Source organism: Lentzea sp. DG1S-22 (assembly GCF_036321065.1).
GTDB lineage: Bacteria > Actinomycetota > Actinomycetes > Mycobacteriales > Pseudonocardiaceae > Lentzea > Lentzea jiangxiensis.
Map to the genome: position 1 here is coordinate 6577190 of NZ_CP143276.1, position 25756 is coordinate 6602945.

A 25756-nucleotide genomic window follows, 5' to 3' on the forward strand; every position below is an offset into this window, starting at 1 on the left:
GGGTGAACCGCAAGGGAATCCCGCAAGACGGAAGAAGCAGCCGGCGAATGCCAACGATCCAGCAGCTGGTCCGCAAGGGCCGCCAGGACAAGGTGGCGAAGCAGAAGACGGCGGCCCTCAAGGGCTCGCCGCAGCGGCGCGGTGTGTGCACCCGCGTTTACACCACCACCCCCAAGAAGCCGAACTCCGCACTGCGCAAGGTCGCTCGCGTGAAGCTGACCAGCGGTATCGAGGTCACGGCGTACATCCCCGGTGAGGGTCACAACCTCCAGGAGCACTCGATGGTGCTCGTGCGCGGCGGTCGTGTGAAGGACCTGCCGGGTGTTCGTTACAAGATCATCCGTGGCTCTCTCGACACCCAGGGTGTGAAGAACCGCAAGCAGGCTCGCAGCCGTTACGGCGCGAAGAAGGAGAAGAGCTGAGATGCCCCGCAAGGGACCGGCCCCCAAGCGGCCGCTGATCTCCGACCCGGTCTACAGCTCGCCGCTGGTGACCCAGCTGATCAACAAGGTGCTGGTCGACGGCAAGCGCTCGGTGGCCGAGAAGATCGTCTACGAAGCGCTCGAGGGTGCTCGCGAGAAGACCGGCACCGACCCGGTCGTCACGCTGAAGCGCGCGCTCGACAACGTCAAGCCGGCCCTCGAGGTCAAGAGCCGCCGCGTCGGTGGCGCGACCTACCAGGTCCCGGTCGAGGTCAAGCCCGGCCGCTCCACCACGCTGGCGCTTCGTTGGCTGATCACGTTCTCCCGGCAGCGCCGTGAGAAGACGATGGTCGAGCGTCTGATGAACGAGCTGCTCGATGCGAGCAACGGTCTCGGTGCGAGCGTCAAGCGCCGTGAGGACACTCACAAGATGGCCGAGTCCAACAAGGCCTTCGCCCACTACCGCTGGTGATGTGACGCCCGGCCTCCAAGCAGGCCGGGCGCTCCCGGCCCTAGTGAGCTGACAAGCTCAAGACAGGGGAAAGACCCGTGGCACAGGACGTGCTCACTGATCTTGCCAAGGTCCGCAACATCGGGATCATGGCGCACATCGACGCGGGCAAGACCACGACGACTGAGCGGATCCTCTTCTACACGGGGATCAGCTACAAGATCGGCGAGGTTCACGACGGCGCGGCCGTGATGGACTGGATGGAGCAGGAGCAGGAGCGCGGCATCACGATCACGTCGGCCGCGACGACCTGCTACTGGAAGAACCACCAGATCAACCTGATCGACACGCCCGGCCACGTCGACTTCACCGTCGAGGTCGAGCGCAACCTGCGCGTCCTCGACGGTGCCGTTGCCGTCTTCGACGGCAAGGAGGGCGTCGAGCCGCAGTCCGAGCAGGTCTGGCGGCAGGCGACCAAGTACGACGTCCCGCGCATCTGCTTCGTCAACAAGATGGACAAGCTCGGCGCGGACTTCTACTTCACCATCCGCACCATCTCCGAGCGCCTGGGCGCGAAGCCCCTCCCGATCCAGATCCCGATCGGTGCCGAGAGCGACTTCATCGGCGTCGTCGACCTGGTCGAGATGCGCGCGCTCACGTGGCGTGGCGAGGTCCAGAAGGGCGAGGACTACGCGGTCGAGGAGATCCCGGCCGACCTCGTCGACAAGGCGAACGAGTTCCGCGAGGGGCTCCTGGAGGCCGTCGCGGAGACCAGCGACGAGCTGATGGAGAAGTTCCTCGAGGAGGGCGACCTCACCGTCGACGAGATCAAGGCGGGTCTCCGCAAGATCGTCGCCGAGGGCACCGCCTACCCGGTGCTGTGCGGTTCCGCGTTCAAGAACAAGGGCGTCCAGCCCATGCTCGACGCGGTGATCGACTTCCTGCCGTCGCCGCTGGACCTCCCGCCGGTCGAGGGCACGCTGCAGGACGGCGAGACCGTCGTGTCGCGCAAGGCCTCCTCCGAGGAGCCCTTCTCGGCGCTGGCGTTCAAGATCGCCGTGCACCCGTTCTTCGGCAAGCTGACCTACATCCGGGTCTACTCGGGCAAGGTCGCCTCCGGCACCCAGGTCGTCAACGCGACCAAGGACCGCAAGGAGCGCATCGGGAAGATCTTCCAGATGCACGCCAACAAGGAGAACCCGGTCACCGAGGCCATCGCGGGTCACATCTACGCCGTGATCGGTCTCAAGGACACCACGACCGGTGAGACCCTCGCCGACCCGCAGCACCCCATCGTGCTCGAGTCGATGACCTTCCCCGAGCCCGTCATCCAGGTGGCCATCGAGCCCAAGACGAAGGCGGACCAGGAGAAGCTCGGCACCGCGATCCAGAAGCTCGCCGAGGAGGACCCGACGTTCCGGGTCAACCTCGACGAGGAGACGGGCCAGACCATCATCGCCGGCATGGGCGAGCTCCACCTGGACATCCTGGTGGACCGCATGCGCCGCGAGTTCAAGGTCGAGGCCAACATCGGCAAGCCTCAGGTGGCGTACCGGGAGACCATCCGCAAGGCGGTGGAGAAGTACTCCTACACCCACAAGAAGCAGACCGGTGGTTCCGGCCAGTTCGCGAAGGTGCTCGTCACCGTCGAGCCGCTGCCGAAGTCCGACGACGGCGCTCTCTACGAGTTCGTCAACGCGGTCACCGGTGGTCGCATCCCGCGTGAGTACATCCCGTCGGTCGACGCGGGTGCACAGGACGCGATGCAGTACGGCGTGCTGGCGGGCTACCCGCTGGTCGGCGTGAAGGTGACGCTGCTCGACGGCGCCTACCACGAGGTCGACTCCTCGGAAATGGCGTTCAAGATCGCCGGCTCCATGGCGCTGAAGGAAGCTGCTCGTCAGGCTTCCCCCGCGATCCTCGAGCCGATCATGGCCGTCGAGGTCACGACGCCCGAGGACTACATGGGTGAAGTGATCGGCGACCTGAACTCCCGCCGTGGCCAGATCCAGGCCATGGAGGAGCGCAGCGGTACCCGTGTCGTCAAGGCGCTGGTCCCGCTGTCGGAAATGTTCGGGTACGTGGGTGACCTGCGGTCCAAGACCCAGGGTCGTGCCAACTACTCGATGGTGTTCGACTCCTACGCAGAGGTTCCCGCGAACGTCTCGAAGGAGATCATCGCGAAGGCGACTGGGGAATAGCCCCACACCGGAGCACCGCAGTTCCACCGCGGGCTCTCCGGGGTTGATTCCCTGGGGTCCGCTACTTTTTGACCCTGACGTGTAAGTCCGGCCGGCCGCCACCTAGCCGGCCGGACCAGCAAAAGAAGTCCAGGAGGACAATCCAGTGGCGAAGGCGAAGTTCGAGCGGACGAAGCCGCACGTCAACATCGGCACCATCGGTCACATCGACCATGGCAAGACCACGCTGACCGCGGCGATCTCCAAGGTTCTGCACGACGCGTACCCCGATGTGAACGCTTCGTTCGCGTTCGACCAGATCGACAAGGCGCCGGAAGAGAAGCAGCGCGGCATCACGATCTCGATCGCGCACATCGAGTACCAGACGGAGAACCGTCACTACGCGCACGTCGACTGCCCCGGTCACGCCGACTACATCAAGAACATGATCACCGGTGCGGCGCAGATGGACGGCGCCATCCTGGTGGTCGCGGCGACCGACGGCCCGATGCCGCAGACGAAGGAGCACGTCCTCCTGGCCCGCCAGGTCGGCGTCCCCTACATCGTCGTCGCGCTCAACAAGGCCGACATGGTCGACGACGAGGAGATCCTGGAGCTCGTCGAGCTCGAGGTCCGCGAGCTGCTCTCCGAGTACGAGTTCCCGGGCGACGACCTGCCGGTCGTGCGCGTTTCGGCGCTGAAGGCGCTGGAGGGTGACGAGACCTGGGGCAAGTCCGTTCTCGAGCTCATGAACGCCGTCGACACGGCGATCCCGGAGCCCGAGCGCGAGACCGACAAGCCGTTCCTCATGCCCGTCGAGGACGTCTTCACGATCACCGGCCGCGGCACCGTCGTGACCGGTCGCATCGAGCGCGGCATCATCAACGTGAACTCCGAGATCGAGATCGTCGGTATCAAGGAGCAGTCGAAGAAGACGACTGTCACCTCGATCGAGATGTTCAAGAAGTTCCTCGACGAGGGTCGCGCCGGTGACAACGCCGCGCTGCTGCTCCGCGGCATCAAGCGCGAGGAGGTGGAGCGCGGCATGGTCATCGTCAAGCCGGGCACCACGACCCCGCACACCGAGTTCGAGGCGCAGGTCTACATCCTGTCCAAGGACGAGGGTGGCCGCCACACGCCGTTCTTCAACAACTATCGTCCGCAGTTCTACTTCCGCACGACGGACGTGACCGGCGTTGTGACGCTGCCCGAGGGCACCGAGATGGTCATGCCGGGTGACACCACCGGTATGTCGGTCAAGCTGATCCAGCCGATCGCCATGGACGAGGGCCTCCGCTTCGCGATCCGCGAGGGTGGCCGCACCGTCGGCGCCGGCTCGGTCACCAAGATCATCAAGTGACCTAGCTCGACCCAGTTCGGCGACAGGCCGGGCCAACGGCTTCCCGTTGGCCCGGCCTTCGTCGTTCCTCCGGGCGAGCTGTGCGGCAGCTCACGCCGAGCAGTCGCCGGGAACCGGCGAACGAGGACGCGTCGGCGAACCCGTTGCCGGACAATGGAACCCGCACCGCCGTCGCTCCACACACGACGGACGGGGCGGCTCACCGGTCAAGATCCGGACGTGATCTGGGACCAAGTCGCCCACCCCGATTTGGAGTGCCTCACGACCGTGTGGCATTCTTTACGGGTTGCTCGACGAAGGCCGGGTCGCATCCGTGCGTGCTCGAACCATTCGACCGAGCGTCCGCGCCCTGTTAGTGAACGCCTCCTTGCGGAGATGGGCATCAGGGTGCATGGGCTGTGGTAGGCCCAATCCCACCGGGGAGACCTTGCGTGGGACCGGTATGCGCACCGGGCGCGACACGCCCGACCGCGTGGACCGGGCACCATGACACTTCAACAGGGGCGGAGCGCGCCAAGAGGCTGTAACAGGCCTCATCCGAGGCACCGCACCGCAGCGGTTACGAGAAGCAGAGGAACGGCAAGCCATCATGGCGGGACAAAAGATCCGCATCCGGCTCAAGGCCTACGACCACGAGGCGATCGACGCGTCTGCGCGCAAGATCGTTGAGACCGTGACGCGCACCGGCGCTCGGGTTGTCGGGCCCGTGCCGCTGCCCACTGAGAAGAACGTGTACTGCGTCATCCGCTCGCCGCACAAGTACAAGGACTCGCGCGAGCACTTCGAGATGCGCACGCACAAGCGGTTGATCGACATCCTCGACCCGACGCCGAAGACGGTGGACGCGCTCATGCGCATCGACCTGCCGGCCAGCGTCGACGTCAACATCCAGTAAGCGTTGGGCGCGGAGAGTAACGGACCAATGTCTGACAGGCAGATGAAGGGCATCCTGGGCACCAAGCTCGGCATGACTCAGGTCTTCGACGAGAACAACCGGGTCGTCCCGGTGACCGTCGTCAGGGCTGAGCCCAATGTCGTGACCCAGGTTCGCACCGAGGAGAAGGACGGCTACACCGCCGTCCAGCTGGCGGCCGGCGCGATCGACCCGCGCAAGGTCAACAAGCCCGTCGCGGGCCACTTCGCCAAGGCCGGGGTCACGCCTCGCCGCCACCTGGTGGAGCTGCGCACGGCGGACGCCGGCGAGTACACGGTCGGCCAGGAGATCACCGCTGAGGTGTTCGAGGCCGGCGCTGTTGTCGACATCACCGGCACCAGCAAGGGCAAGGGCACCGCGGGTGTCATGAAGCGCCACAACTTCCGGGGTCTCGGCTCCAGCCACGGCACCCAGCGCAAGCACCGCTCGCCGGGTTCCATCGGTGGCTGCGCCACCCCGGGTCGCGTCTTCAAGGGTCTGCGCATGGCCGGCCGCATGGGCCACGTGCGCGTCACGACCCAGAACCTGAAGGTGCACAAGATCGACGCCGAGAACGGCCTGCTGCTCATCAAGGGCGCTGTTCCCGGCCCCAAGGGTGGTCTGGTGTTCGTCCGGACTGCCGCGAAGGGTGGTGCCTGATGTCGACGGTTGAGATCCGTACGCCGGACGGTGCGTCCGCCGGCACGGTCGAGCTCCCCTCGGCTGTTTTCGACGCGCAGGCGAACGTCGCGCTGCTGCACCAGGTCGTGGTGGCCCAGCAGGCCGCCGCTCGCCAGGGCACGCACGCCACGAAGACCCGCGGCGAGGTGTCCGGTGGTGGCAAGAAGCCGTACCGCCAGAAGGGCACCGGTCGTGCCCGCCAGGGTTCGACGCGTGCTCCGCAGTTCGCCGGCGGTGGCGTCGTCCACGGCCCGCAGCCGCGTGACTACTCGCAGCGGACGCCCAAGAAGATGAAGGCCGCCGCTCTGCGTGGCGCCCTCTCCGACCGGGCCCGCGCCAACCAGGTGCACGTCGTGTCCGGCCTGGTGGACGGGGACACCCCGTCGACCAAGACCGCGCGCAAGGTCCTGGAGTCGGTCACCCAGGCTCGTCGCGTTCTCGTGGTGCTCAACCGCACCGACGAGGTCGCGTGGGTCAGCGTGCGCAACCTGCCGCACGTGCACGTGATCGCGCCCGACCAGCTCAACACCTACGACGTGCTCGTCAACGACGACGTGGTGTTCACCAAGGACTCGCTCGACGTGTTCCTCGCCAGCAAGGCCCAGTCGGGTTCTGGCTCGGCCGAGGCCACGGCGACCGTGGTGGACGAGGAGGCCTCGAAGTGATCCCCGACCACAGGGACGTCCTGCTCGCGCCCGTGATCTCCGAGAAGTCCTACGGACTGCTCGAGGAGAACAAGTACACCTTCCTGGTGGCTCCGGGTTCGAACAAGACGCAGATCAAGATCGCCGTGGAGAAGGTCTTCGGCGTGAAGGTCGTCAGCGTCAACACCATCAACCGGCAGGGCAAGCGCAAGCGCACCCGCACCGGGTTCGGCAAGCGCAAGGACACGAAGCGCGCGATCGTGACCCTGTCTTCGGACAGCAAGCCGATCGAGATCTTCGGCGGCCCTGCCGCCTGATGACGAGGACTGCGTAGAGATGGGCATTCGCAAGTACAAGCCGACGACCCCCGGTCGTCGCGGTGCGAGCGTCTCCGACTTCGCCGAGATCACTCGGTCGACTCCGGAGAAGTCGCTGATCCGTCCGCTGCACAAGCTGGGCGGCCGCAACGCGTCGGGCAAGATCACCACGCGGCACAAGGGTGGCGGTCACAAGCGGGCTTACCGCCTGATCGACTTCCGCCGCAACGACAAGGACGGCGTGCCGGCCAAGGTCGCTCACATCGAGTACGACCCCAACCGCACCGCGCGCATCGCGCTGCTGCACTACGCGGACGGCGAGAAGCGCTACATCATCGCCCCGGAGAAGCTCAAGCAGGGTGACACGGTTGAGAACGGCCCCAAGGCCGACATCAAGCCGGGCAACAACCTGCCGCTGCGCAACATCCCGGTCGGTTCCGTGATCCACGCGATCGAGCTCCGCCCCGGCGGCGGCGCGAAGATCGCCCGCTCCGCCGGTGCCTCGGTGCAGCTCGTGGCGAAGGACGGCCCGTACGCCCAGCTGCGGATGCCTTCGGGCGAGATCCGCAACGTGGACGTGCGCTGCCGCGCCACGCTCGGCGAGGTCGGCAACAAGGAGCACCAGAACATCAACTGGGGCAAGGCCGGCCGCATGCGGTGGAAGGGCAAGAAGCCCACCGTCCGCGGTGTCGCCATGAACCCCGTTGACCACCCGCATGGTGGTGGTGAAGGTAAGACCTCCGGTGGTCGCCACCCGGTCAACCCGGCTGGCAAGCCCGAAGGCCGTACCCGCCGCCGTAAGCCAAGCGACAAGCTCATCGTCCGGCGTCGTCGCACCGGTAAGAAGCGCTGAGCAGGGAGGGAGTGAAGGATGCCTCGCAGCCTTAAGAAGGGTCCCTTCGTCGACGACCACCTGCTCAAGAAGGTGGACGTCCAGAACGAAGCGGGCAAGAAGACCGTCATCAAGACGTGGTCCCGCCGGTCCACGATCATCCCGGACATGCTCGGCCACACCATCGCGGTGCACGACGGTCGCAAGCACGTCCCGGTGTTCGTGACCGAGGCGATGGTCGGGCACAAGCTGGGCGAGTTCGCCCCGACCCGCACCTTCAAGGGTCACATCAAGGACGACCGGAAGTCTCGTCGCCGCTAGGCGTCGAACTGAGAAGAGCAAGGGAAAAGCAGCGATGAACGCCCGTAAGGACGCTGAGGCGCAGGAGTTTCCGCGCGCCGTGGCTCGGGCTCGCTACGTCCGCGACACCCCCATGAAGGTCCGTCGCGTCGTCGAGCTCATCAAGGGTCGTAACGCCAGCGAGGCCCTGGCCGTGCTCCAGTTCGCGCCCCAGGCCGCTTCTGAGCCGGTCGCGAAGGTGCTCGCCAGCGCCATGGCCAACGCCGAGAACAACCTGTCCCTGGACCCCGCCACCCTCTGGGTGTCGGCGGCCTTTGTGGACGAGGGTCCGACCCTCAAGCGTTTCCGCCCGCGTGCCCAGGGCCGCGCGTACCGGATCCGCAAGCGGACGAGCCACATCACCATCGAGGTGGAGTCTCGTCCCAAGAAGACCAGCGCGAAGGGAACGCGGTAGTGGGCCAGAAGATCAACCCGCACGGCTTCCGGCTGGGGATCACCACCGACTGGAAGTCCCGCTGGTACGCAGACAAGCAGTACGCCGAGTACGTGGCGGAGGACGTCAAGATCCGCCGCCTGCTCAGCAAGGGCATGGAGCGTGCCGGCATCTCCAAGGTGGAGATCGAGCGGACCCGTGACCGGGTGCGCGTCGACATCCACACCGCCCGGCCGGGCATCGTCATCGGCCGTCGCGGTGCCGAGGCGGACCGCATCCGCGGTGAGCTCGAGAAGCTCACCAAGAAGCAGGTCCAGCTGAACATCCTCGAGGTCAAGAGCCCCGAGTCGGACGCGCAGCTCGTGGCACAGGGTGTCGCCGAGCAGCTGTCCAACCGCGTCGCCTTCCGGCGCGCGATGCGCAAGGCCATCCAGTCGGCCATGCGTTCGCCGCAGGTCAAGGGCATCCGCGTGCAGTGCGGCGGTCGCCTCGGCGGCGCCGAGATGTCCCGCTCGGAGCACTACCGCGACGGCCGCGTGCCGCTGCACACGCTCCGCGCCAACATCGACTACGGCTTCTTCGAGGCCCGCACCACGTTCGGCCGGATCGGCGTGAAGGTGTGGATCTACAAGGGCGACATCGTCGGTGGCATCTCCGCCAAGCGCGCGCTCGACGCGGCTGCGCCTTCGCAGGCCGACCGCGCCCCGCGCCGCGACCGTGGCGAGCGTCCGAACCGGGCCCGTCGCTCCGGTGCCAGCGGCACCACCGCGACGAGCACCGAGGCCGGTCGTGCCGCAGCTGACGCTTCCGCGTCGGCCGAGGCCCCGGCTGCTGCAGAGAAGACGGAGAGCTGAGTCATGCTCATCCCTCGTAGGGTCAAGCACCGCAAGCAGCACCACCCCAAGCGGTCGGGTGCTGCCAAGGGCGGCACGAAGGTCACCTTCGGCGAGTACGGCATCCAGGCTCTCGAGCCGGCGTACGTCACCAACAGGCAGATCGAGTCCGCTCGTATCGCCATCACGCGCCACATCCGTCGTGGCGGCAAGGTCTGGATCAACATCTTCCCGGACCGTCCGCTGACGAAGAAGCCGGCCGAGACCCGCATGGGTTCCGGTAAGGGTTCGCCGGAGTGGTGGGTGGCCAACGTCAAGCCGGGTCGCGTCCTCTTCGAGATGGCCTTCCCGAACGAGCAGGTCGCTCGCGAGGCGCTCCGCCGCGCGATCCACAAGCTCCCGATGAAGTGCCGCATCGTTACGCGTGAGGGTGGTGAGTTCTGATGGCAGCGGGTACCACCGCTTCCGAGCTGCGTGAGCTCACCGAGGAAGAGCTCGTGCTGCGTCTGAAGGAGTCGAAGGAAGAGCTCTTCAACCTTCGCTTCCAGATGGCCACGGGCCAGCTCGACAACAACCGGCGTCTGCGCACGGTCCGGCACGACATCGCCCGGATCTACACCGTGATGCGGGAGCGGGAGCTCGGACTCTCCGCTTCGCCGGATTCCACTGGTGAGGGTGCGGCATGACCGAAAGCAACGAAGTCCAGACCGAGAAGCGCAACGACCGCAAGGTCCGCGAGGGCCTCGTCGTGTCCGACAAGATGGACAAGACGATCGTCGTGGCGCTCGAGGACCGCAAGAAGCACCCGCGTTACTCCAAGATCATGCGCTCCACCACCAAGGTGAAGGTGCACGACGAGGAGAACGCGGCGGGCATCGGCGACCGCGTCCTGCTGATGGAGACCCGACCGCTGTCGGCGACCAAGCGCTGGCGGCTCGTCGAGATCCTCGAGAAGGCCAAGTAAGTCCTTTCTAGACAGACCGAGCCCGTCGGGTCGGAAATCCGGCGGGCCAGGAATGGTCAGGAGCAAGTAAGTGATTCAGCAGGAGTCGCGGCTTCGTGTCGCCGACAACACTGGTGCGAAGGAAATCCTTTGCATCCGTGTTCTCGGTGGTTCGGGCCGCCGCTACGCGGGCATCGGCGACATCATCGTCGCGACCGTCAAGGACGCGATCCCCGGTGCCGGTGTGAAGAAGGGTGACGTCGTCAAGGCCGTCATCGTCCGCACCGTCAAGGAGCGCCGTCGTCCGGATGGCTCGTACATCCGCTTCGACGAGAACGCCGCCGTGCTCATCAAGAACGACAACGAGCCCCGCGGTACCCGCATCTTCGGCCCGGTCGGTCGTGAGCTGCGCGACAAGAAGTTCATGAAGATCATCTCGCTGGCTCCGGAGGTGCTCTGACCATGAAGGTGAAGAAGGGCGACACGGTCGTCGTAATCGCCGGCAAGGACAAGGGCGCGAAGGGCAAGGTCATCCAGGCCTACCCGGAGACCGGCAAGGTCCTGGTCGAGGGCGTCAACCGGATCAAGAAGCACACCCGGATCACGCAGACCCAGCGGGGCGCGCAGTCCGGTGGCATCGTGACCCAGGAAGCCCCGATCAACGTCTCCAACGTGATGGTGGTCGACTCGGACGGCAAGCCGACCCGTGTTGGTTACCGTACGAACGACGAGGGCAAGCGGGTCCGCATTTCCCGTCGTAACGGGAAGGACATCTGATCATGACTACCGCAGAGAAGATCATCCCGCGGCTCAAGACGCGCTACCGCTCGGAGATCACCGGCGAGCTGCAGAAGCAGTTCAACTACGCCAACGTGATGCAGATCCCGGGCGTCGTGAAGGTCGTCGTCAACATGGGTGTCGGCGACGCCGCCCGTGACGGCAAGCTGATCGAGGGTGCCGTCAAGGACCTCTCGATCATCACCGGCCAGCGTCCCGAGGTCCGTCGGGCCCGCAAGTCCATCGCGCAGTTCAAGCTGCGCGAGGGCATGCCGATCGGCGCGCGCGTCACGCTGCGCGGCGACCGCATGTGGGAGTTCTTGGACCGCCTGCTGACGATCGCTCTCCCGCGCATCCGCGACTTCCGCGGTCTCTCGGGCAAGCAGTTCGACGGCAACGGCAACTACACGTTCGGTCTGAACGAGCAGTCGATGTTCCACGAGATCGACCCCGACTCGATCGACCGTCCCCGCGGCATGGACATCACCGTCGTCACCACCGCCACGAACGACGAGGAGGGCCGGGCGCTGCTGAAGCACCTGGGCTTCCCGTTCAAGGAGAACTGAGTCGATGGCCAAGAAGGCGTTGATCAACAAGGCCGCGAAGAAGCCGAAGTTCAAGGTCCGGGGTTACACCCGGTGCCAGCGTTGCGGCCGCCCCCACGCGGTGTTCCGCAAGTTCGGCCTCTGCCGGATCTGCCTGCGCGAGATGGCTCACCGCGGTGAGCTGCCTGGCGTGAGCAAGTCCAGCTGGTAATTCCAAGCTCCATTACTTCGCTGTAGGCCCGCACACGACCGTCCCGCGCCTCCCTCTCCGGGGGAGGCCGGGTCTGGACCCTGAGCGGCGAACCGCAGCGAGAAAGGTTGACCAGGTCACCATGACGATGACCGACCCGATCGCAGACATGCTCACTCGTCTGCGGAACGCGAACTCGGCTTACCACGACAAGGTCGTGATGCCGCACTCGAAGCTGAAGGCCAACATCGCCGAGATCCTCAAGCGCGAGGGCTACATCGCCTCGTACCGCGACGAGGAGGGCGAGGTCGCGAAGAACCTCGTCGTCGAGCTGAAGTACGGCCCGAACCGCGAGCGCAGCATCGCCGGCCTCCGCCGCGTGTCGAAGCCCGGCCTGCGCGTGTACGCGAAGTCCACCGGCCTGCCGCGAGTTCTCGGCGGTCTTGGTGTGGCGATCATTTCGACCTCTGGCGGTCTCATGACCGACCGCCAGGCCAACAAGGCAGGCGTGGGCGGAGAAGTCCTCGCCTACGTTTGGTAAGGGGGAGTAGACATGTCGCGCATCGGTAAGCAGCCGATCATTGTCCCCTCCGGGGTCGACGTGAACATCGCCGGCCAGGACGTCAGCATCAAGGGCCCGAAGGGCACCCTGACGCTGACGATCGCTGAGCCGATCAGCCTGGAGAAGGCTGAGGACGGCACGCTCGAGGTCAAGCGTCCGAACGACGAGCGCCGCAACCGCGCGCTCCACGGCCTGTCGCGCACGCTGGTGCACAACATGGTCGTCGGCGTGACCCAGGGTTACGAAAAGAAGATGGAGATCCACGGCGTCGGTTACCGCGTCGCGCTCAAGGGCTCTGAGCTCGAGTTCGCGCTCGGTTACTCGCACCCGGTCAAGGTGGAGGCCCCCGCGGGCATCACCTTCGCGGTCGAGACCCCGACCCGCTTCTCCGTTTCGGGTATCGACAAGCAGCTGGTCGGTGAGGTCGCCGCCAACATCCGCAAGCTGCGCAAGCCCGACCCGTACAAGGGCAAGGGCGTCCGCTACTCGGGCGAGAAGATCCGTCGCAAGGTCGGAAAGACGGGTAAGTGACATGAGCGAGTCGACTGTTACGAAGCGCAAGCCGGTGGGCAAGGACATCTCCACCAGGCGTCGTGTTGCGAAGGCCCGTCGCCACTTCCGCCTCCGCAAGAAGGTCAACGGTACCGCCGAGCGTCCGCGCCTGGCCGTGCACCGTTCGTCGAAGCACATCACCGTGCAGATCATCGACGACCTCAAGGGCCACACGATCGCGTCCGCGTCCTCCATGGAGGCCGACGTCCGTGCCCTCGAGGGCGACAAGAAGGCCCGTGCGGCCAAGGTCGGCCAGCTGGCCGCGGCCCGTGCCAAGGACGCCGGCGTCACGGCGGTCGTGTTCGACCGCGGTGGCAACGCGTACCACGGCCGCATCGCCGCTCTGGCTGACGCCGCTCGCGAGGCGGGGCTGGAGTTCTGACAATGATCATCACCGGAATTGAGAGGGACGCCTGATGCCAGGACGTACGCGTCGCGAAGGCGGCGGGGGCGAGCGCGGAGAGCGCCGCGACCGTCGTGACGGCGGCCGCGGCGGCGCGGCCCAGGAGAAGACCCCCCACCTCGAGCGCGTGGTTGCTATCAACCGCGTCTCCAAGGTGGTCAAGGGTGGTCGTCGGTTCAGCTTCACCGCCCTCGTGGTGGTGGGCGACGGCGACGGCATGGTCGGCGTCGGCTACGGCAAGGCCAAGGAAGTTCCCGCGGCCATCGCCAAGGGTGTCGAGGAAGCGAAGAAGAACTTCTTCCGCGTTCCCCGCATCGCCGGCACCATCCCCCACCCGGTCCAGGGTGAGAAGGCCGCTGGCGTGGTCCTGCTGCGTCCGGCCTCGGCCGGTACCGGTGTCATCGCGGGTGGCGCTGTCCGCGCCGTCCTCGAGTGCGCCGGCGTGCACGACGTGCTGTCGAAGTCGCTCGGCTCCGACAACGCGATCAACATCGTGCACGCGACCGTGGCGGCCCTCAAGGGCCTGCAGCGTCCCGAAGAGGTCGCGGCCCGTCGTGGCCTGCCCCTCGAGGACGTCGCCCCCGCCGGCATGATCCGCGCTCGCGCGGGCCAGGGGGTGTGATCATGGCTCAGCTGAAGATCACGCAGGTTCGCAGCACCATCGGTACCAAGCACAACCACCGCGAGTCGATGCGCACCCTCGGGCTGCGCAAGATCCGCCAGTCGGTCGTGCGCGAGGACACCCCCCAGGTGCTCGGTCTGATCCACACCGTGCGCCACCTGGTGGTTGTTGAGGAGGTCCAGTCGTGACCATCAAGATCCACGACCTGCGTCCCGCCCCCGGAGCCAAGACCGCCAAGACCCGCGTCGGTCGTGGTGAGGGCTCCAAGGGCAAGACCGCCGGCCGCGGCACGAAGGGCACGGGCGCTCGCAAGAACGTCTCGCCGCGCTTCGAGGGTGGCCAGATGCCGCTGCACATGCGGCTGCCGAAGCTCAAGGGCTTCCGCAACCCGTTCCGCACCGAGTACCAGGTCGTGAACGTGTCCGACATCGCTGCCTCGTTCCCCGAGGGCGGTTCGGTCGACGTTCCGGCGCTGGTCCTGGCCGGGCTGGTCCGCAAGGGCTCGCTCGTCAAGGTGCTGGGCGATGGTGAGGTCAGCGTCAAGCTGGACGTCACCGCCGACAAGTTCTCCAAGTCCGCTGTGGAGAAGCTGGCCGCTGCCGGTGGGTCTTCCACCGTCGCGTCCTGACGTTTCCTTCTGGGACGTTGTCGAAGGGCCCCGAGGCTTTTGCCTCGGGGCCCTTCGGCGTTGCTGGGGGTCGGGTTGGTTCCAGCGGGGTGATTGCGCTGGCGCGGTCGGGTCGCCTTGCGAGGGTGGTCCGTCAGGTCGGGACGAAGCGTTGGGGTGGCGATTGGGGCTTGACCTCGAGCCTCTGGCGGGATGCTGAGACGGCCTTCAAAAGCCGGGCTGAAAAGCGCCCGGCCGTGCCCGAGAGGGGAGCATCCCGCCCCTCGCGGTAAAGCCCCGATCGCCTTCGCCGGTGCCGACCGCTACCCGGCGGCGCCAGGTTCATCCGGCTCGCTGCGCATCGCCACGCCAGGCTGCGTGCGTGGCCGGGTGCGACTTCGGCTGTCCGGTTGAGTGCGCGCGCCGGGCCTGGGTGCGTGGTTGGTTTGCGTTGGCGGGTGCGGCTGGGTACGCGCGCCGGGTCTGGGTGCGTGGTCGCCTTGAGATTGCGGCTGTCCGGTTGGGTGCGCGCCGGGCCTGGGTGCGTGGTCGCCTTGCGTTGGCGGGTGCGGCTGGGTACGCGCGCTCGTCCTGCCCGGCTCCGCCTGTCCCGTGCTCGCCGTGCCCTTGCCGAGGCCGCCCACCCAGCGCCGCCTCGTCTCACTCGCCGTGCCCACCGTCGCCTGGCAGGCGCCGCCGTGCCGTCCTCGCCGTGCGCCTTGGTCGGCGACGCGCGTGCGGGTTCGCTTTGCGGGGATTTCTGCGGGAACAACGGAGGTTCCGCAAACGTTCGCGGGCGGCGTAATGGCTGCTGGTAGCACGGAAGTGGAGGAGTTTCTACCCCGGATGGGCTAGTGGTGTGGTGAGAGATCAACGAGTTGGAACCTGTGATTGGCCACTGGGTACGGCGGAGTCGTGGGGGACTGTTAGAGTCGCGGGCTGAACCCGGATGTCCTCCGGGTTGCTTGGTCGTGGCTGCCTGCTTCGGCCTGCCAACTACCGCATGTGCCGGTCCCTGGGGGTCGGCAACGCTCAGGAGGTTCGCGTGCTCGGCGCATTCCGCTCGGCTCTCGCGACGCCGGATCTACGCAAGAAGATCCTGTTCACGCTCGGGATCATCATTGTGTACCGGCTCGGTGCGACCATGCCCGCGCCGGGCGTGTCCTTCAAGAACGTGCGGGCGTGTGCCGAACAGCTCGAGGGCCAGAACATCTACTCGCTGATCAACCTGTTCAGCGGTGGCGCCCTGCTCAACCTGTCGGTGTTCGCGCTGGGCATCATGCCCTACATCACCGCGAGCATCATCATCCAGCTGCTCACCGTGGTCATCCCGCGGTTCGAGCAGCTGAAGAAGGAAGGGCAGGCCGGTCAGGGCAAGCTGACGCAGTACACGCGCTACCTGACGATCGGCCTCGCGATCCTGCAGTCGACCGGTCTGGTGGCGCTGGCGGTGCGCGGTCAGCTGTTCGGCGAGTGCGACCAGGACGTCATCCCCAACAAGGACAGCATCTTCACCCTCATCGTGCTGGTCATCACCATGACCGCCGGTACCTCGGTCATCATGTGGCTGGGTGAGCTGATCACCGAGAAGGGCATCGGCAACGGCATGTCGTTGCTGATCTTCACCGGTATCGCCGCCCGCATCCCGGCCGAGGGCAAGAACATCCTCGACAAGAGCGGCATCACCTTCGCCCTCGTGGTCGTGGCCGCTCTGATCATCATCGCGAGCGTCATCTACGTCGAGCAGGCCCAGCGCCGCATCCCGGTGCAGTACGCCAAGCGCATGATCGGCCGCCGCATGTACGGCGGCACGTCGACGTACCTCCCCCTCAAGGTGAACCAGGCCGGCGTCATCCCGGTCATCTTCGCCTCTTCGCTGCTGTACCTGCCGGACCTGATCGTGCGCCTCACCCAGGGCTCGTCGACCGAGCCGAACTGGTTCTCGACCTTCGTCCAGACCTACCTGGTCAAGCAGTCGAGCTGGGTGCACATCGCCACGTACTTCCTGCTCATCGTCTTCTTCACGTACTTCTACGTCGGCATCACGTTCAACCCGGACGAGCGCGCCGACGAGATGAAGAAGTTCGGTGGCTTCATCCCCGGCATCCGTCCCGGCCGCCCGACCGCCGAGTACCTCAAGTTCGTCCTGGGTCGCATCACGCTCCCCGGTTCGCTCTACCTCGGCATCGTGGCGATCCTGCCGAACCTGTTCCTGGACCTGACCGGCGACGGCCAGAACCAGAACTTCCCGTTCGGCGGCACCGCGGTTCTGATCATGGTCGGTGTCGGTCTCGACACCGTGAAGCAGATCGAGAGCCAGCTCATGCAGCGCAATTACGAAGGGTTCCTCCGCTAGATGCGACTCGTTCTCGTTGGCCCGCCCGGCGCGGGCAAGGGCACCCAGGCCGAAGTTCTGAGCCGCAAGCTCGGAGTGCCGCACATCTCGACGGGCGACCTCTTCCGGTCACACATCAGCAACCAGACCGAGCTCGGGCTGGAGGTGCAGGGCATCCTCGACGAGGGCGCTCTCGTGCCGGACTCCATCACCAACGAGATGGTGCGCAAGCGCCTCGCCGAGGCCGACGCGACGGACGGATTCCTGCTCGACGGGTTCCCGCGCAACGTCGCCCAGGCGGACAAGCTCGGTGAGTTCCTCGCCGTCGGTGGCCACACGCTCGACGCGGTGCTGGAGTTCCGGGTCGACGAGGACGTCGTCGTGGAGCGGTTGCTCGCCCGCGGGCGCACGGACGACAAGGAAGACGTCATCCGGCACCGCCAGCAGGTGTACCGCAACGAGACCGCGCCGCTGCTGAGCTACTACGCGGACAAGGTCGTCTCCATCGACGCCGTCGGGGAGATCGACGAGATCAGCGAGCGCGCGCTGGCCGCGCTGCACTCACTGCGCGACGAGAAGTGACAGGTGGACTGGTTGACCGGCTCCGCACTGCCATCACGGGTGGCAGCGACAGCATGAGCAAGATCGAGATCAAGACCCCCGGCCAGCTGGAGGCCATGCGCGCCTCCGGCCTGGTCGTGGCTCGGGCCCTGAAGAACGTCGTCGCGGCGGTGAAGCCCGGCGTCTCCACGTGGGAGCTCGACGAGATCGCCGAGCAGACCATCCGCGACGCCGGCGCCATCCCGTCGTTCAAGGGCTACCACGGCTTCCCCGCGAGCATCTGCGCGTCGGTGAACGACCAGATCGTCCACGGCATCCCCAGCAAGACCCAGGTGCTGGCCGAAGGCGACCTGATCTCCATCGACTGCGGTGCGATCCTCGACGACTGGCACGGCGACTCGGCCGTCACGGTCGGCGTCGGCGAGCTCTCGCCCGCGGACCACAAGCTGTCCGAGGCGACCAGGCTGTCGATGCTCGCGGGCATCGAGGCCGCGGTGCCCGGTGGCAGGCTCACGGACATCTCGTTCGCCATCGAGTCCTCGGCCCTCGAGTCGGGCGACCGCGACGGCATCGAGTACGGGATCGTCGCCGACTACGGCGGCCACGGCATCGGCTCCAAGATGCACATGGACCCGTTCCTGCCGAACTACGGCAAGCCGGGCAAGGGGCCGAGGCTCAAGGTCGGCATGGCGATCGCGATCGAGCCGATGCTGACGCTCGGCACGGACGACTCGCAGGAGCTGGAGGACGGCTGGACCGTCGTCACGCTCGACGGCACGCGTGCCGCGCACTGGGAGCACAGCGTCGCGATCACCGAGGACGGTCCCTGGGTGCTCACGGCCCCCGAGGACGACTGATCCAGGCTTGGGCGTAACCCCGTTCACCGCGTGCGGTGGACGGGGTTATTTCGTTTGTCATCGCCGATACCGTCGATGGTGACGAACGAGTCCAATGCTTGGGGGCATTGTGGGGGTAACCCGTTTCGTCCTGTCCGCGCTATTGGTCCCACTTGCCGGCTGTGCTGCCACCAAGCCGGCCACCGACTTCACCTACCAGGACGTTCCGGCCGAACGGGTCGCCGACCGGATCTTCCTCGCCGACACCATCGCGGCCGTCGAGCAGTGCGATCCGCCGTTCTCCGACGTCGTCGTCCGCCGGCCGACCTTCACCGGCGCGCCACCACCCGTGGACGGCGGGTGCGGTGGTGCGATCAGGGCCGGCGCCTCGTGGGAGTACTCCGACGCGGTTAACCGTGTCACGGCGCTGCACGACACCGTGGTCCGCGAGTGGGAGGTCCTGCTCGGGTCCGGGCCCGAGGCCGCCGAGACGCGGGCGATGACCGCGACCCTGCTGCACTGCCTCGACCGGGCCGGGTTCACCCAGCGCGGTCCCGGTGACCCCGGCCTGGAGAGCTACGGGGTCTCCCAGGGCGACGTCGCGCTCGACAACGCAGCTCAGAGGTGTTCCGACGAGACCTGGTACGGCACCGGCATCGCTGCTCAACGCCTGCGCACGCTGCGTTCGGTGCTCGGCAGGCACGAGGAGCAGATCAACCGGATCGCGAAGCTCCGGCCCGTCCTGGAGAGGGGAGCGGTGCCCGACGGTGGCCGCGACCGGGCCCGATTTGGGTTGCCGGAGTGAACTGCGTACACTGGTCAGGTGGCGCATCCGTCGCGCCGGTTCTGTCATGCCCTCGCAGGTGAGATCGAACCCGGCTGACGCGCGTCCAAAGGTTATTATCACCGTCACGAAACGCGGAGGACATGGGCAAGAAGGACGGGGCCATTGAGGTCGAGGGCCGCGTAGTCGAACCGCTTCCCAACGCGATGTTCCGCGTCGAGTTGGAAAACGGTCACAAGGTACTCGCGCACATCAGCGGCAAGATGCGTCAGCACTACATCCGCATCCTCCCTGAGGACCGGGTTGTCGTGGAGCTCTCGCCCTACGACCTGTCCCGCGGGCGCATCGTCTACCGCTACAAGTGACCTCCAATAGCAGGAGACTTCAGGCGTGAAGGTCCAGCCGAGCGTCAAGAAGATCTGCGACAAGTGCAAGGTGATCCGCCGTCACGGCCGGGTCATGGTGATCTGCGAGAACCTGCGCCACAAGCAGCGCCAGGGCTGAGCAGTTCCACTCGCGCTCGTCGAGATCTTTCGATGACGCAGTAACGAGAAACTCCTCGCACCTACCGCACGCAGGGCTTCGAGCGTGCGGACACCCCCGGATTCCAGGCCGGGGCCGGGACACCGGCTGTGAGAGCAGCCGGACACGACAGACAGCGAGTCAGTCACCGGAACCGGGCGAGGAGCAGACCTGGAAGTAAACGACAGGAGTTAACCGCCACATGGCACGACTCGCTGGCGTCGACCTCCCCCGCGAGAAGCGGATGGAGATCGCGCTCACCTACATCTTCGGCATCGGTCGTACGCGCTCCAAGGAGCTGCTCGCCGCCACGGAGATCTCCCCGGACCTCCGGGTGAAGGATCTGACGGACGACGACCTCGCCAAGCTGCGGGACCACATCGAGACGAACTACAAGGTCGAGGGTGACCTTCGCCGTGAGGTCGCGGCCGACATCCGTCGCAAGATGGAGATCGGTTGCTACGCGGGTCTTCGGCACCGTCGCGGCCTGCCCGTTCGCGGACAGCGCACCAAGACGAACGCCCGTACCCGCAAGGGTCCGAAGAAGACCGTGGCCGGCAAGAAGAAGGCCGGCAAGAAGTAAGACCTCGCGTCTACTGCCCTCAACTTAGGAGCTCGTTTTGCCACCGAAGTCCCGCACGGGCGCCGGGGTCAAGAAGATCCGGCGCAAGGAAAAGAAGAACGTCTCGCACGGCCAGGCGCACATCAAGAGCACGTTCAACAACACCATCGTGTCCATCACGGACCCGATGGGCAACGTGATCAGCTGGGCGTCCGCCGGCCACGTGGGTTTCAAGGGCTCGCGCAAGTCCACGCCGTTCGCGGCGCAGATGGCTGCCGAGAACGCCGCCCGCAAGGCCGCCGAGCACGGCATGCGCAAGGTGGACGTGTTCGTGAAGGGTCCCGGCTCCGGCCGGGAGACCGCGATCCGTTCGCTGCAGGCCGCCGGTCTCGAGGTCGGCACCATCCAGGACGTGACCCCGCAGCCCCACAACGGCTGCCGCCCGCCCAAGCGGCGCCGGGTCTGAGGCACGGGGAGGAGTAAGAACTAATGGCTCGTTACACGGGACCCGCGACGCGCATCTCGCGCCGCCTGAAGGTCGACCTCGTTGGTGGGGACCAGGCGTTCGAGCGCCGTCCGTACCCGCCCGGCCAGCACGGCCGCGGCCGGGTGAAGGAGTCCGAGTACCTGCTGCAGCTCCAGGAGAAGCAGAAGGCTCGGTACACCTACGGCGTGCTCGAGAAGCAGTTCGTCCGTTACTACAAGGAAGCGGTTCGTCGCCCGGGCAAGACCGGTGAGAACCTGCTCCAGATCCTCGAGGCCCGCCTCGACAACGTGGTGTACCGCGCGGGCCTCGCCCGCACGCGTCGCCAGGCTCGTCAGCTGGTCAGCCACGGTCACTTCCTGGTCAACGGCCACAAGGTGAACATCCCGAGCTACCAGGTGTCGAAGTTCGACATCATCGACGTGAAGCCGAAGTCCATGCCGACGCTGCCCTTCGAGGCTGCTCGCGCGTCCTTCGGTGACCGCCCGATTCCCGCTTGGCTGCAGGTCGTCCCGTCGAACCTGCGCATCCTCGTGCACCAGCTGCCCGAGCGCGCGCAGATCGACACGCCTGTCACCGAGCAGCTCATCGTCGAGCTCTACTCGAAGTGATCCTCTCCGAGCCGCTGTCCTCTCCGGACGGTGGCTCGGGTCGGGTCCCGCATCGGCGCGAAGGGTGTGCCGAGTGCGTACGCCGGTCTCCGCGACTGGCTGTTGTTGACGGCGTCAAATAGCGGGCGTCGTTGTAGAAAGGTTGAACCCAGTGCTGATTTCCCAGCGCCCCTCGCTCGGCGAGGAAGCGGTCTCCGAGACCCGTTCCCGGTTCGTCATCGAACCGCTGGAGCCGGGCTTCGGTTACACGCTCGGCAACTCGATCCGCCGCACGCTGCTCTCGTCGATCCCCGGTGCTGCTGTCACGAGCATCCGCATCGACGGCGTGCTGCACGAGTTCACCACGGTTCCCGGGGTGAAGGAGGACGTCACCGACGTCATCCTGAACCTCAAGGAGCTCGTCGTCTCGTCCGAGGAGGACGAGCCGGTGACCATGTACCTGCGCAAGCAGGGCCCCGGTGTGGTGACCGCGGGCGACATCGTGCCTCCGGCCGGTGTAACCGTGCACAACCCCGACCTGCACATCGCGACCCTGAACGGCAAGGGGAAGCTGGAGATCGAGCTCGTCGTCGAGCGCGGTCGCGGCTACGTCCCGGCTGTCCAGAACAAGCAGGCGGGCGCCGAGATCGGCCGCATCCCCGTCGACTCGATCTACTCGCCGGTTCTCAAGGTGACGTACAAGGTCGAGGCGACTCGTGTCGAGCAGCGCACGGACTTCGACAAGCTGATCCTCGACGTGGAGACCAAGCCCTCGATCACCCCGAGGGACGCGGTCGCTTCCGCGGGCAAGACCCTGGTGGAGCTGTTCGGCCTCGCTCGCGAGCTGAACATCGACGCCGAGGGCATCGAGATCGGCCCGTCGCCGGCCGAAGCCGACACCATCGCCGCGTTCGCGATGCCGATCGAGGACCTCGACCTCACGGTCCGGTCCTACAACTGCTTGAAGCGGGAAGGCATCCACACCGTCGGCGAGCTCGTGTCGCGCAGCGAGGCGGACCTGCTGGACATCCGCAACTTCGGTGCGAAGTCGATCGACGAGGTCAAGATGAAGCTCGTCGGCCTCGGCCTCGCCCTGAAGGACTCGCCTCCTGGGTTCGACCCGTCCGCGGCTGCCGCCGACTACCACCCCGGTGACACGGGCTGGGGCACCGGTGCCGGCCTGGACCCGCACGACGACGGCCAGGACTACGCGGAGACCGAGCAGCTCTGACGCTCTGATTCAGAGCTAGAGGATCTCTTTCAGTTACAGGAGTAAGCGATGCCCACCCCTACCAAGGGCCCACGGCTCGGTGGGTCTCCGGCGCACGAGCGGCTGCTGCTCGCCAACCTGGCGACGGCGCTGTTCCAGCACGGCCGGATCAAGACCACTGAGGCCAAGGCGAAGCGGCTGCGTCCGTACGCCGAGAAGATCATCTCGAAGGCCAAGGCCGGCGACCTGCACAACCGTCGCGAGATCATGAAGCTGATCCGCGACAAGGACGTCGTCCACAAGCTGATCGCCGAGATCGGTCCGTTCTTCAGCGACCGTTCCGGTGGTTACACCCGCATCACCAAGACGCTGGCGCGCAAGGGCGACAACGCCCCCATGGCCATCATCGAGCTGGTGCAGCAGAAGCTCGTCTCCACCGAGGCCGAGGCTGCGCGCAAGACCAAGTTCGCCAAGGACGAGAAGCCGGCCGAGACCGCCGTCGTCGACCAGGACGCTGACGCGCCCGAGTCCGCGACGAAGGACGCTGCCGACGAGCCCGCCGAGGGTGCTGTCGAGGTCGACGGCGAGCCGTCGGCCGAGGACGTCAAGGCGGAAGAGGCCAAGGACGAGTCCAAGGACAAGTCCTGAGTCGTCTGATCGCTGACGAGCCCGTCGTTCCCGTTTCCGGGGGCGGCGGGCTCGTTCGTGTGCGGCTTGATCTCGGGTACGACGGGACGGAGTTCTCCGGCTGGGCCCGCCAGCCTTCCCGTCGGACCGTGTGCGGGGTGCTCGAGGACACCATGTCGATGGTGCTGCGGGAGGACGTGGTCCTGACCGTGGCCGGGCGCACGGACGCCGGCGTGCACGCGTCCGGACAGGTGGCTCACGTCGACCTGCCCTCGACCGTGGACGTCGCCGGCCTGCCGAAGCGGCTTGCTCGCGTGCTGCCCGCCGATGTGCGGGTCTTCTCGGCCCGTGTGGTGCCGTTCGCCTTCGACGCCCGGTTCTCGGCGTTGCGGCGGCACTACGAGTACCGGGTCGCGGATGCCGACTTCGGAGCGCATCCGCTGCGCCGGCTGGACACGCTGGCCTGGCCACGTCCGCTGGACGTCGAGGCCATGAACCGTGCGGCCGCGTTGTTGTTGGGGGAGCACGACTTCTGCGCCTTCTGCAAGCGGCGTGAAGGGGCCACGACGATTCGTGAGCTCCAGCGGTTGGAGTTGGTGCGGTCGTCGGCTGACGGGGTCGTGACGGCGTTCGTGTCCGCTGACGCGTTCTGCCACTCGATGGTCCGGTCGCTCATCGGGGCGTTGCTGGCTGTCGGGGAGGGGCGGAAGGCCGTCGAATGGCCTTCGTCCTTGCTGTCGCTGAGCGGGCGGGCCAGTGGGGTGGCTGTGGCTCCTGCTCACGGGTTGAGCCTGGTCCGGGTGGATTTTCCGGCGGATTCGGAGTTGGCGGCTCGGGCTGAGGTGACTCGGCGGGTTCGGACGTTGTCCTGACGCTTCATCGCGGCGAGCCTGCCTCGCTTCGCTCAGCCGCCTCCCCGCCCCCTGCATCGGCTGCAGCCGTCCTCCCAACCGTCCCGGAAAGGGAGGAGCCCCCGGCGGGGGGACCGGGGGCTCCTGGGAAGTGCCGGGTGGGGATCAGATGTCGAGCGTCCACGAGTCGATGTGGCCCGTGTCCTGGCTGTAGAGGTCGCGGACCCGCAGCTGCCAGGTGCCGTTGGCGTCCTCGGTCGAGACGTTCACGGCGTAGGTGGCGTTGACGTCGTCCGCGCTGTCGTTGCCGTTGTTGACCTTCAGCAGCTTCACGGCGCCGCTGGGCGCGATCAGGGCCAGTTCCAGGTCGCCCCGGTAGGTGTGCTTGATGGCCACCTTCACGGAGCCGGTGGCGCTGGCCTTGCCGTTGCAGTCGGCGATGGTGATGGAGGACGTCACGCTTGCGGCGTCCGGGATGGCCGTGTCGGTGTCGTTGGTGACCGCGGGGCACTGGCCGGGCGGGTTGCCGGGGGCCGTGCCGGTGATGTGCAGCAGCTTGTTCGGCGAGCCGGTGCCCGGGTTGGTGACCACGTCGGAGGTGGCGTTCTCGACGAGGGCGTCTCGGACCTGCTGCGGGGTCGCCGCGGGGGACGAGCTCAGGTAGACGGCTGCCGCGCCGACGACGTGCGGGGTGGCCATCGAGGTGCCGCTGATGGTGTTCGTGGCCTCGTCGCCGGTGTGCCAGGACGAGGTGATGTCGCGGCCCGGCGCGAAGATGTCGAGGCAGGTGCCGATGTTCGAGAACGACGAGCGGGCGTCGGTGCGGTCCGTGGAGCCGACGGTGATGGCTTCCGGCGTGCGGGCCGGGGAGGTGTTGCAGGCGTTGCCACCGTTGTCATTGCCCGCTGCGAGGCCGTAGGTGACGCCTGCCGCGATGGAGCGCTTCACGGCGTCGTCGACGGTCTGGTTGGCGCCGCCGCCGAGGGACATGTTGGCCACGGCCGGCTTGCGGGACGGGGTGGCCTGGACGTCGGCGGTGACCCAGTCGATGCCGGCGATGACGCCCGCGAAGGTGCCGGAGCCGGAGCAGTTGAGCACTCGGACCGCCACGAGGGTGACGTCCTTGGCGACGCCGTGCTTCGTGCCGCCCACGGTGCCCGCGACGTGGGTTCCGTGGCCGTTGCAGTCGGTGGCATCGTTGTCGTTGTCCACGGTGTCGCGGCCGTGGACGGCGCGGCCGCCGAAGTCGGCGTGCGAGGTGCGGATGCCGGTGTCGATGATGTACGCGGTGACGCCCGCGCCCCGGTTCGGGTAGGTGTAGCTGTTGTCCAGCGGGAGCGTGCGCTGGTCGATGCGGTCCAGGCCCCACGACGGGGTCGGGGTCTGCGTGTCCGAGAGGCGGACCTCGCCGTCCTGTTCGACGTAGGCGACCGACGGGTCAGCCGCGAGGCGTTTGGCCTGGGTCTCGGACATCTGCGCGGAGAAACCGCGCAAAGCGGACTTGTAAGTGTGCTTGACCTTCGCGCTGTACTTGGCGCTGAGGTTCTCGACGCTCGTCGTGCTGAAGTCCTTCAGCACCACGATGTAGTTGTCCTTGACCGAGTCGGGCGCACCGAGGTTGCGAATCTCCCCCTCGGGCGCAGCGGTGGCGGAGACGGACGACAGGACGAGCGCAGTGCCCGCCACCAGCCCGATTCCGGCCGCTCGTCTGGCCCACGATTCTCCCATAGCAGCAAGCTCCCTCGTCGCAGGGTTGTGCAGTGAGAGTTTTCTTAGTGGCGGGGACTGATTTGGCACAAGACGGTCCACGGATTTGCCTTCGAATGG

Annotated in this window: 38 protein-coding genes; 37 read left to right on the forward strand and 1 reads right to left on the reverse strand. The window is 66.7% G+C overall.

Annotated elements, in window-relative coordinates:
* Positions 1-47 precede the first annotated feature (47 nt).
* The 37 genes from rpsL to truA all read left to right on the forward strand — a co-directional run bounded on the left by rpsL (position 48) and on the right by truA (position 23950).
* Positions 48-422: a 30S ribosomal protein S12 gene (rpsL, locus tag V1227_RS31065; protein WP_030473471.1), complete on the forward strand. Its 375-nt coding sequence runs from the start codon at positions 48-50 to the stop codon at positions 420-422.
* Between the two features lies 1 nt (position 423).
* Positions 424-894, forward strand: a complete 471-nt coding sequence (gene rpsG, locus V1227_RS31070) for a 30S ribosomal protein S7 (RefSeq protein ID WP_065915967.1) — start codon at positions 424-426, stop codon at positions 892-894.
* 77 nt (positions 895-971) lie between these two features.
* On the forward strand, positions 972-3074 hold the full coding sequence (fusA, locus tag V1227_RS31075) for an elongation factor G (protein WP_236216137.1): 2103 nt from the start codon (positions 972-974) through the stop codon (positions 3072-3074).
* Positions 3075-3219: 145 nt separating this feature from the next.
* Positions 3220-4413 (forward strand): elongation factor Tu, encoded by a 1194-nt coding sequence (tuf, locus tag V1227_RS31080; RefSeq protein ID WP_090094700.1) that lies wholly within the window; start codon positions 3220-3222, stop codon positions 4411-4413.
* A gap of 589 nt (positions 4414-5002) precedes the next feature.
* A complete protein-coding gene (gene rpsJ / locus V1227_RS31085; protein ID WP_003938093.1) occupies positions 5003-5308 on the forward strand; it encodes a 30S ribosomal protein S10 in 306 nt (101 codons plus the stop codon).
* A gap of 27 nt (positions 5309-5335) precedes the next feature.
* Positions 5336-5986 carry a 50S ribosomal protein L3 gene (rplC, locus tag V1227_RS31090; RefSeq protein WP_089949042.1) on the forward strand — a complete coding sequence of 217 codons (651 nt, stop codon included), beginning with the start codon at positions 5336-5338 and terminating at the stop codon, positions 5984-5986.
* The gene (rplD, locus tag V1227_RS31095; RefSeq protein ID WP_236216135.1) at positions 5986-6672 is read left to right on the forward strand and encodes a 50S ribosomal protein L4; all 687 of its coding nucleotides are present in this window, start codon (positions 5986-5988) and stop codon (positions 6670-6672) included. The genes rplC and rplD overlap by 1 nt, the downstream gene beginning before the upstream one ends.
* Positions 6669-6968, forward strand: a complete 300-nt coding sequence (gene rplW / locus V1227_RS31100) for a 50S ribosomal protein L23 (RefSeq protein ID WP_090046572.1) — start codon at positions 6669-6671, stop codon at positions 6966-6968. The genes rplD and rplW overlap by 4 nt, the downstream gene beginning before the upstream one ends.
* A gap of 19 nt (positions 6969-6987) precedes the next feature.
* Complete coding sequence (gene rplB / locus V1227_RS31105) at positions 6988-7821, forward strand: 50S ribosomal protein L2 (RefSeq protein WP_089949047.1); 834 nt, start codon at positions 6988-6990, stop codon at positions 7819-7821.
* An 18-nt stretch (positions 7822-7839) separates the two neighbouring features.
* Positions 7840-8121 (forward strand): 30S ribosomal protein S19, encoded by a 282-nt coding sequence (rpsS, locus tag V1227_RS31110; protein ID WP_030478300.1) that lies wholly within the window; start codon positions 7840-7842, stop codon positions 8119-8121.
* A gap of 34 nt (positions 8122-8155) precedes the next feature.
* The gene (rplV, locus tag V1227_RS31115; protein WP_090094703.1) at positions 8156-8554 is read left to right on the forward strand and encodes a 50S ribosomal protein L22; all 399 of its coding nucleotides are present in this window, start codon (positions 8156-8158) and stop codon (positions 8552-8554) included.
* The gene (gene rpsC / locus V1227_RS31120; protein ID WP_090094704.1) at positions 8554-9387 is read left to right on the forward strand and encodes a 30S ribosomal protein S3; all 834 of its coding nucleotides are present in this window, start codon (positions 8554-8556) and stop codon (positions 9385-9387) included. The genes rplV and rpsC overlap by 1 nt, the downstream gene beginning before the upstream one ends.
* A gap of 3 nt (positions 9388-9390) precedes the next feature.
* The gene (gene rplP / locus V1227_RS31125; RefSeq protein WP_030473461.1) at positions 9391-9810 is read left to right on the forward strand and encodes a 50S ribosomal protein L16; all 420 of its coding nucleotides are present in this window, start codon (positions 9391-9393) and stop codon (positions 9808-9810) included.
* Complete coding sequence (gene rpmC / locus V1227_RS31130; protein WP_090094705.1) at positions 9810-10052, forward strand: 50S ribosomal protein L29; 243 nt, start codon at positions 9810-9812, stop codon at positions 10050-10052. Before rplP ends, rpmC begins: the two co-directional genes overlap by 1 nt.
* The gene (rpsQ, locus tag V1227_RS31135) at positions 10049-10330 is read left to right on the forward strand and encodes a 30S ribosomal protein S17 (protein WP_065915974.1); all 282 of its coding nucleotides are present in this window, start codon (positions 10049-10051) and stop codon (positions 10328-10330) included. The genes rpmC and rpsQ overlap by 4 nt, the downstream gene beginning before the upstream one ends.
* Before the next feature lie 70 nt (positions 10331-10400).
* Positions 10401-10769 (forward strand): 50S ribosomal protein L14, encoded by a 369-nt coding sequence (gene rplN, locus V1227_RS31140; RefSeq protein ID WP_030478306.1) that lies wholly within the window; start codon positions 10401-10403, stop codon positions 10767-10769.
* 2 nt (positions 10770-10771) lie between these two features.
* Entirely contained in the window at positions 10772-11086 is a 315-nt protein-coding gene (gene rplX / locus V1227_RS31145) for a 50S ribosomal protein L24 (RefSeq protein WP_030473457.1), read from the forward strand.
* A gap of 2 nt (positions 11087-11088) precedes the next feature.
* A complete protein-coding gene (gene rplE / locus V1227_RS31150) occupies positions 11089-11652 on the forward strand; it encodes a 50S ribosomal protein L5 (protein ID WP_090094707.1) in 564 nt (187 codons plus the stop codon).
* Positions 11653-11656: 4 nt separating this feature from the next.
* Positions 11657-11842 carry a type Z 30S ribosomal protein S14 gene (locus V1227_RS31155; RefSeq protein WP_030473455.1) on the forward strand — a complete coding sequence of 62 codons (186 nt, stop codon included), beginning with the start codon at positions 11657-11659 and terminating at the stop codon, positions 11840-11842.
* A 121-nt stretch (positions 11843-11963) separates the two neighbouring features.
* Positions 11964-12362, forward strand: coding sequence for a 30S ribosomal protein S8 (rpsH, locus tag V1227_RS31160; RefSeq protein ID WP_030473454.1), 399 nt, complete (start codon positions 11964-11966; stop codon positions 12360-12362).
* 12 nt (positions 12363-12374) lie between these two features.
* Positions 12375-12914 (forward strand): 50S ribosomal protein L6, encoded by a 540-nt coding sequence (gene rplF / locus V1227_RS31165; protein WP_090094708.1) that lies wholly within the window; start codon positions 12375-12377, stop codon positions 12912-12914.
* Position 12915: 1 nt separating this feature from the next.
* Positions 12916-13317, forward strand: coding sequence for a 50S ribosomal protein L18 (rplR, locus tag V1227_RS31170; protein WP_236216131.1), 402 nt, complete (start codon positions 12916-12918; stop codon positions 13315-13317).
* 34 nt (positions 13318-13351) lie between these two features.
* Positions 13352-13960 (forward strand): 30S ribosomal protein S5, encoded by a 609-nt coding sequence (gene rpsE, locus V1227_RS31175; RefSeq protein ID WP_030473451.1) that lies wholly within the window; start codon positions 13352-13354, stop codon positions 13958-13960.
* Between the two features lie 2 nt (positions 13961-13962).
* Complete coding sequence (gene rpmD, locus V1227_RS31180; protein WP_090046919.1) at positions 13963-14148, forward strand: 50S ribosomal protein L30; 186 nt, start codon at positions 13963-13965, stop codon at positions 14146-14148.
* Complete coding sequence (gene rplO, locus V1227_RS31185) at positions 14145-14588, forward strand: 50S ribosomal protein L15 (protein ID WP_236216129.1); 444 nt, start codon at positions 14145-14147, stop codon at positions 14586-14588. The genes rpmD and rplO overlap by 4 nt, the downstream gene beginning before the upstream one ends.
* Before the next feature lie 1024 nt (positions 14589-15612).
* Entirely contained in the window at positions 15613-16923 is a 1311-nt protein-coding gene (gene secY, locus V1227_RS31190; protein WP_090095905.1) for a preprotein translocase subunit SecY, read from the forward strand.
* Positions 16924-17484 carry an adenylate kinase gene (locus V1227_RS31195; protein WP_236216126.1) on the forward strand — a complete coding sequence of 187 codons (561 nt, stop codon included), beginning with the start codon at positions 16924-16926 and terminating at the stop codon, positions 17482-17484.
* A 53-nt stretch (positions 17485-17537) separates the two neighbouring features.
* Positions 17538-18320, forward strand: a complete 783-nt coding sequence (gene map, locus V1227_RS31200) for a type I methionyl aminopeptidase (RefSeq protein ID WP_329788864.1) — start codon at positions 17538-17540, stop codon at positions 18318-18320.
* Between the two features lie 142 nt (positions 18321-18462).
* On the forward strand, positions 18463-19104 hold the full coding sequence (locus tag V1227_RS31205) for a hypothetical protein (RefSeq protein WP_329788865.1): 642 nt from the start codon (positions 18463-18465) through the stop codon (positions 19102-19104).
* Positions 19105-19226: 122 nt separating this feature from the next.
* Positions 19227-19448, forward strand: coding sequence for a translation initiation factor IF-1 (gene infA / locus V1227_RS31210; RefSeq protein WP_005166804.1), 222 nt, complete (start codon positions 19227-19229; stop codon positions 19446-19448).
* Between the two features lie 25 nt (positions 19449-19473).
* Positions 19474-19587 (forward strand): 50S ribosomal protein L36, encoded by a 114-nt coding sequence (rpmJ, locus tag V1227_RS31215; protein WP_010148647.1) that lies wholly within the window; start codon positions 19474-19476, stop codon positions 19585-19587.
* A gap of 220 nt (positions 19588-19807) precedes the next feature.
* Entirely contained in the window at positions 19808-20188 is a 381-nt protein-coding gene (rpsM, locus tag V1227_RS31220; protein WP_089949064.1) for a 30S ribosomal protein S13, read from the forward strand.
* Between the two features lie 37 nt (positions 20189-20225).
* A complete protein-coding gene (gene rpsK, locus V1227_RS31225) occupies positions 20226-20633 on the forward strand; it encodes a 30S ribosomal protein S11 (RefSeq protein ID WP_086669042.1) in 408 nt (135 codons plus the stop codon).
* A 23-nt stretch (positions 20634-20656) separates the two neighbouring features.
* Positions 20657-21262 (forward strand): 30S ribosomal protein S4, encoded by a 606-nt coding sequence (rpsD, locus tag V1227_RS31230; RefSeq protein WP_030472035.1) that lies wholly within the window; start codon positions 20657-20659, stop codon positions 21260-21262.
* 151 nt (positions 21263-21413) lie between these two features.
* On the forward strand, positions 21414-22472 hold the full coding sequence (locus V1227_RS31235; protein WP_329788866.1) for a DNA-directed RNA polymerase subunit alpha: 1059 nt from the start codon (positions 21414-21416) through the stop codon (positions 22470-22472).
* Positions 22473-22520: 48 nt separating this feature from the next.
* Complete coding sequence (gene rplQ / locus V1227_RS31240) at positions 22521-23099, forward strand: 50S ribosomal protein L17 (RefSeq protein ID WP_329788867.1); 579 nt, start codon at positions 22521-22523, stop codon at positions 23097-23099.
* Positions 23100-23158: 59 nt separating this feature from the next.
* On the forward strand, positions 23159-23950 hold the full coding sequence (gene truA, locus V1227_RS31245) for a tRNA pseudouridine(38-40) synthase TruA (protein ID WP_329788868.1): 792 nt from the start codon (positions 23159-23161) through the stop codon (positions 23948-23950).
* A gap of 144 nt (positions 23951-24094) precedes the next feature.
* Here the strand turns inward: truA and V1227_RS31250 are convergent, their stop codons facing one another.
* Positions 24095-25657, reverse strand: a complete 1563-nt coding sequence (locus V1227_RS31250) for a S8 family peptidase (RefSeq protein ID WP_329788869.1) — start codon at positions 25655-25657, stop codon at positions 24095-24097.
* Positions 25658-25756 lie beyond the last annotated feature (99 nt).